Annotated in this window: 4 protein-coding genes; 2 read left to right on the plus strand and 2 right to left on the minus strand. The window is 68.0% G+C overall.

The features are described from left to right. Positions 1–20 precede the first annotated feature (20 nt). The gene (locus tag AC1DUN_RS24140; protein ID WP_477716190.1) at positions 21–500 is read right to left on the minus strand and encodes a (2Fe-2S)-binding protein; all 480 of its coding nucleotides are present in this window, start codon (positions 498–500) and stop codon (positions 21–23) included. A gap of 186 nt (positions 501–686) precedes the next feature. Between AC1DUN_RS24140 and AC1DUN_RS24145 the strand changes: the two genes are divergently transcribed. Together AC1DUN_RS24145 and AC1DUN_RS24150 are read left to right on the plus strand one after the other, a co-directional pair. Beyond that, entirely contained in the window at positions 687–2618 is a 1932-nt protein-coding gene (locus tag AC1DUN_RS24145) for an ATP-binding cassette domain-containing protein (protein ID WP_477716191.1), read from the plus strand. Positions 2619–2765: 147 nt separating this feature from the next. Then, on the plus strand, positions 2766–4469 hold the full coding sequence (locus AC1DUN_RS24150; protein WP_477716192.1) for a phospholipase D family protein: 1704 nt from the start codon (positions 2766–2768) through the stop codon (positions 4467–4469). Positions 4470–4486: 17 nt separating this feature from the next. Here the strand turns inward: AC1DUN_RS24150 and AC1DUN_RS24155 are convergent. Beyond that, on the minus strand, positions 4487–6763 hold a 2277-nt coding region (locus AC1DUN_RS24155; protein WP_477716193.1), incomplete at its 5' end, for an SdrD B-like domain-containing protein.

The following is a 6763-nucleotide window of genomic DNA, read 5'->3' on the forward strand; positions in this document are numbered from 1 at the left end:
GAACAGCCAGGCCCGCCGCTTCATGCCTTGGCCTTCTTCGCGGCGCCCGCGGGTGCCATGGCGGCCGCCCGCTTGATGGCCACGCGTATGCGCTGGTAGGTGCCGCAGCGGCAGATATTGGTCATGGCCGCGTCGATGTCGGCATCCGTCGGCCTGGGGTTGGCCTCGAGCAGCGCGGCGGCGGCCATCAGCATGCCCGACTGGCAGTAGCCGCATTGCGGCACCTGCTCGGCGATCCAGGCCAGTTGCAGGGCGTGGGGTTTGTCCGGCGTGCCCAGCGCTTCAATGGTCTGGATGCGCTTGCCCATCACGGCGGACACCGGCACCGAGCAGGAACGCGCGGCCTGGCCGTCGATACGCACGGTGCAGGCCCCGCAGGCCGCCACGCCGCAGCCGAATTTGGTGCCGGTCATGTTCAGCACGTCGCGCAGCAGCCATAACAGGGGCATGCCGGGATCGGCGTCGGCCTGGACGAGCCGGCCGTTGATTTGCAGTTCCACGAAATCTCCCTCAGTGATGCGTCGCCCAAGCCGATGACTATATCGGCGAGCCCCGGCAGGCGATAGGGCGGCCGCGCCACACTGGCCAGGCCGCCAATCGTAAGGACTTGTATTCACCGGCCGGGTGCGCCGTGAACGCCGCGCGGACGCCGGCCCGCGCGCGGGGACGGATAATCCCTCTTCTATATGGCACTTATTACCCTTCTGGACGCCCAACTCGCTTTTGGGCACGTCGCACTGCTGGACCACGCAGATTTTTCCCTTGAGAGCAACCAGCGCATAGGCCTGATAGGCCGCAACGGCACCGGCAAGTCGTCCCTGCTCAAAATCCTCGCCGGCCTCGAAAAACCCGATGACGGCGCGCTGCAGCTGCAGCAGAACCTGCGCATCGCCTACGTGCCGCAGGAGCCCAGCCTGGACCCGCATGCCACCGTGTTCATCGCGGCCAGCGCGGGCCTGGCGCGCACCCGCCACGTGGTCGAACAATACCTGGCGGCCGACGAAAACACCGACCTGGACGCCCTGCAGTCGGAAATCGAGGCGCTGGACGGCTGGACCTGGGAGCAGCGTGTGGAGGAAACCCTGCACCGCCTGCACCTGGACAAGGACGCCATCGTCGGCTCGCTCTCAGGCGGCACCAAAAAGCGCGTGGCACTGGCCCAGGCGCTGGTCGCCAAGCCCGACGTGCTGCTGCTTGACGAGCCGACCAACCACCTGGACCTGGACTCCATCGCCTGGCTGGAGGAGTTGCTGGTCAATTTCAACGGCAGCATCATCACCATCACCCACGACCGCGCCTTCCTGGACCAGGTCGCCACCGTCATCGTCGAACTGGACCGCGGCAAGCTGAACAGCTACCCCGGCAACTTTGCCCAGTACCTGGTGCAAAAGGAAGAGCAGATGGCCCAGGAGGCCGTCATCAACGCCAAGGCCGACAAGCTGCTTGCCCAGGAAGAAATCTGGATACGCAAAGGCGTGGAAGCGCGGCGCACCCGCAGCGTGGCCCGAATCGGCCGCCTGGAAGCCCTGCGCGCCAACCGCGCGGCCCGGCGCGACGCCGTCGGCCGCGTCAACCTCGATGTCTCCAGCGGCGAGCGCAGCGGCAAGATCGTTGCCGAGCTCAGCAACGTGAGCAAAAGCTTCGGCCACCCCGGCAGCGAAAAGCTCATCGTCAACAAATTCACCGGCACCTTGCTGCGCGGCGACAAGATCGGCCTGCTGGGCCCCAACGGCGCCGGCAAGACCACGCTGCTCAAGCTCATCCTGGGCGAGCTGCAGCCCGACGCGACCACGCCACCCGGCAAGGTGCGCCAGGGCGCCAATCTGCAGGTGGCCTATTTCGACCAGATGCGCGACAGCCTGGACCTGGACGCCACGCTGGAAGACTTCATCAGCCCCGGCAGCGAATGGGTGGAGATCAACGGCGCCAAAAAACACGTCAAGAGCTACCTGACCGACTTTTTGTTCTCGCCGGCCCGCGCCAACTCGCCGGTGCGCACCCTCTCGGGCGGCGAGCGCAACCGGCTGCTGCTGGCGCGCCTGTTCGCCCGGCCGGCCAATGTGCTGGTGCTGGACGAGCCGACCAACGACCTGGACATCGACACCCTGGAGCTGCTGGAAGACCTGCTGCAGAACTACGAGGGCACGGTCTTTCTGGTCAGCCACGACAGGCGCTTCCTCGACAACGTGGTCACCAGCACCATCGCCTATGAAGGCACGCCCGAGAACCCCGGCTTCTGGCGCGAATACGAAGGCGGCGTGACCGACTGGATCACCCAATCCAAGCGTGCCGCGCAGATCACCGGCGGCGCCCGGCCCGGCCCCGGCGCTTCCAGCCCCAAGCCCGCCGGCAAAAGCAGCAGCGAACCCAGGAAGGACGCGGGCGAAGCGCCCACCGCCAAAAAGAAGCTCAGCTACAAGGAGCAGCGCGAACTCGACGGCCTGCCGGCGCTGATCCAGCAGCTCGAGTCGCAGCAAAAAGCAATTGAGCAGGAGCTCTACGACGGCACGCTCTACACCACCAATGCCAAACGGGCGGCCGAGCTCAATGCACGCAACAGCAAGATCGAGGAAGAACTGATGGAAGCACTGCAGCGCTGGGAAACGCTGTCATCGTAAAGCTGCCGTCGTAAGCGCCCACTCTCTTTGGTAGATCCCTCCGGGCCGGGCTTGCGCGGTCAAGCCGGGCTCCTACACAAAGAGTCGGCGCCCGCGCAGGCGGCCCCGGCATCCGGCACATCTGCTTAGGCTACAGTGGTCCGCACCATGCCGACCACCCCCAGCGCCCCCAGCGCAATTTCCCGCAAGCTTGTCCTCCCGGCCTTCCGGCAACTGCTGCCGGCGCTGGCGCTGGCCTTCACCGCCTTGTGGCTGGCCGGCTGCGCCTCCCTGCCCAGCGAGGTGGACAGGCCGGTGTCCACCGCCCTGGCCAAACCCGAGGAAACCCGGCTGGGCGCGCTGGTGGCGGCCCGCGCCGCCAAGGCCGGCACACGCAACGATTCCGGCTTTGCGCTGGTGGGCGACGCCGAACTCGCCTTCACCAGCCGCATGACCCTGATCAAGGCCGCGCAAAAAACCCTGGATATCCAGTACTACGCCATCTTTGCCGACGACACCACCGAGCGCATGTTCGAGGCCCTGCGCGAGGCCGCCGGCCGCGGCGTGCGCATACGCATATTGCTGGACGACTTCAACACCTCGGGCAAGAACGCCCAGGTGCTCAAACTCGCCTTCGAGAACAACTTCGAGCTGCGGCTGTTCAATCCCCTGCCCGGCGGGCGCGGTTCCATGATGATGCGCATCCTGAGCAACCTCAAGGATGCCGCGCGCATGCAGCGGCGCATGCACAACAAGATGTTTGTGGCCGACAACGCAGTCGCCATCACCGGCGGGCGCAACCTGGGCGAGACCTACTTCGGCCAGAGCAAGGGCACGAATTTTGTGGACATCGACATCATCGCGGCCGGCCGCATCGCGCGCGACCTGTCCGCCAGCTTCGACCAGTACTGGAACAACCCGCTGGCCTACCCGGTGCAGTCGCTGATGACGGCCAAGGAGATCGAGGCCCTCAAGCCACCGCCCGCCGGCGCCCAGGCCGCCAAGCTCAACCGGGAAGATCCAGCGACGCTGGCCAGCGCCACGCAAGCCGCCATCGCCGAATCGAATGCCTCCGCGGCTTCCGCGGCATCGGCCGCCGCGCTGCCCGACTCCACCGACCTGCGCCTGCTGACCTGGACCTGGGCGCCTTCCGTCCTGCTGGTCGACAAGCCCTCCAAGATCGCCGCCGATGCCGACACCACCGGCGAATCCCAGGACACCACGGTGGACGGCTTGCTGCAGCTGATGTCGCAGGCCAAGGGCAACCTGCTCATCGTCTCGCCCTACTTCGTGCCAGGCGAACGCATGATGGCGCAGTTCGCCGAACTGCGCCGGCGCGGCGTGCGCGTGCGCGTGCTGACCAATTCGCTGGCCTCCAACGACGCGCCCGCAGCCCATGTCGGCTACGCGCGCTACCGCAAGGCCCTGCTCGACATGGGCATAGAGCTCTATGAAATGCGCGCCGAGCAGCAAGGCTCTTTCTCCAGCTTCGGCTCATCGGCGCTGGGCGGCGGCTCCACGGGCGGCTCCACCAGCGGCTCGCGCGCCAGCCTGCATTCCAAGGTGGTGGTGATGGACGACCGCCTGCTGGTGGTCGGCTCCATGAACCTGGACCTGCGTTCCCAGCTGCAAAACAGCGAGGTCGCCATCGTCATCCGCAACCGCGCCATCTCGGCCGAGGCCACACGCCTGATCGAACCCACGCTGGGCGCCGGCGCCTACCGCGTGGAGCTGGACGAGCAGGGCCAGATGGTCTGGCGCGCGCCCCAGGGCTCGCAGCTCAAGGACTCCCGGGTGGAACCGGACGCAAGCCTGGGCCTGAAGCTGATGCTCAAGCTGATAGGGCCGCTCGCGCCGGATGAGATGCTTTAGCCGGGTCTTGCTCCGGCCTACTGGTCAACCTTGACGCGGTAAGTGACGGTCAGCTGGCCGCCCGAAGCCAGCGAGCCGGTAAAGGTCCACTTCAGCGCCCCCTGCGCATTGACCGCCGGCTGCGTCGTCACCGTGCAGGCCGTGATGCCCGTGGGCAGCGTGCCCGGGCAGGCGGCCGACACAAAGCCGGTGAAGGCCGCGGTCGAATCGCTCACAAACAGCGTGGACAGCGGCTGCGTGCCGTTGTTGGTGGCCGTCAAGGTGTACTGCAGCGTGTCGCCGGGGTTGGCGTTCACGCTGGTGGCCGCGGGCAGCGCCTGGGTCACGTTGCTCACCAGCTTGGCCAGCGACAGGTCGCCGGCCTGGCCCACCGTGGTGATGTCGGTGGCCAGCAAGGTGCTCACGGCCAGGGCCGGAGCCGAGTTGGTGTAAGTGAAGGCGGCGCTCAGCGTGACGCTGTTCTGCGCGCCCTGGCCGGCGCCCGCGGGCACGAACTGCTTGATCACCAGGCAGACGGTCTGCCCGGCGGTAACGGTGATGGTCGCGGCAGGCTGCGTCTCGCTGGCCTCCACCGCAGCGTTGCAGTTGCTGTCCTGGTAGAGCACCTGGTTCCAGGCCGGGCTGGCCGGCGTGGCGGTGTTGGCGATCGAGAAGGCGACTGACCCGCCGGTGGCCGCCTTGTAGGTATGGGCGTAGAACACCACGGTGCCGGGCTGGGCGGTCTGCGCGCCGTTGGGGCTTAAGGTGTTGGGCGCCACCATGCCGAAGCTGATGCCGGTGCGGGCCAGGCCCGAGCCGGCGGTGTAGCTCACGCTGGGGCGGGTGTAGCTGCCGCCTGTGGTGCCGGCCGAGCCGCCGGTGGCGGTGTAGCCGGCCGGCAGCACGGGCGTGAGGACCACGGTGCCGCTGGTGGCCCCGGGGATCCAGAGCGTGAAGCTGCCGTCGCTGGCCGTGGGCTCGCTGTCCAGCGTGGTCGCGCCCTGCGTGGCGTTGACGGTGATGCCGGCCAGGCCAGGCTCGGTGCCGGCCTTCACGCCGTTGTTGGCCGTGCCGCCGCCGGCACCGTTGTCGGCGAACACAGTGCCGCTCAAGGTGCTGCCGCTGTACAAGCCGAAGTTCTGCGGGACGGGCGGCGCGCCCACGATGCTGAACTGGATGATGCCGGTCGGGTTTTGCGTGCCGATAAAGCCGGCCGGGTAGCTCGTGGTGATGTCACTCAGGGTGGCGTTGCCGTCCACGACCAGGCAATAGTTGCCCTGCTGTATGTTGGTAAAGCTGTAGGCACCGGTCGTGAGGTTGACCGAGGCCGCCACCGTGGCCGGGCCGTTGCAGGTACTGCCCGAGCGAGGCACCAGCTTGACCCACAGGGCCGTGGCTCCGCCTATGCCGGCCTCGCCCGCATCGAAGTTGCCGTTGTGGTTGGGGTCGCTGTAAACATTGCCGCCGAAGCCCAGGGCCACGGTGCTGACCACGGGCGCGGCACAGCCGGCGCTGGGCGTGTTGGCGGCCGTGCAGGTGGTCGGGGTGGGCGGGCTGGTGCCGCCGGCCGGGTCCACGGCGGTGTAGTTGGTGACCGTGATATTGCTGGTCGGCCTGGCGGTGATCTGCAGCACCGAGGTGCCGCCGCTGGCGGCGATGGTGCCGACAAAATCACATGTCACCAGTGTGCCGCCGGCATTGGCCGCGGTCGAGCAGGTCCAGCCGGTGCCGCTGCTGCTGACATAAGCCATGTTGACGGGCAACTGGTCCACCACGCGCGCCACAAAGGCCGGTGTGGTGGTGGTGGTCGCCACCGTGAGGCTGTAGACGCTGTTGATGCCCACCTGCAGCGCCGGGCTGGGCTGGGATTTGGTGACGGTCAGCGTGGGATAAATCGGCGTGATGATCACAGAGCCGTTGCCGCCAGGGTTACCGCTGGCCGGTGCCGTACCCGTCACCGGCACACCGCCCGCGCCGCCCAGCGAGGCGGTCACGCTGAAGGCCGAAATTGCCGCGTCGCGGCAGGAGCCGCCGCCCGTGGCCTGGGCGGTGTTGTTGGTGGCGGCGCTGTCCACCAGTTCCGCGCCGCCCACACCGGCCGCGCAGCCGGCACCACCGCCGCCACCGCCGGAACCGTCACCGGTGCGTGTCGCGCCGGTGCCGCCCGCCGCGCCCGGCAAGGTGCCGACCGTCGTGGTCGCGGGGAGCCCGGCTCGGCCCGCTATCTGAAGCGCGCCACCCTGGCCGCCACCGCCGCCGCCGGCGACGATCAGCCGGGCATTGGCGGCCGTGGCCACCACGCTGGCAGCGCCGCC

It is taken from the genome of Polaromonas sp. P4_F6, from assembly GCF_056401275.1.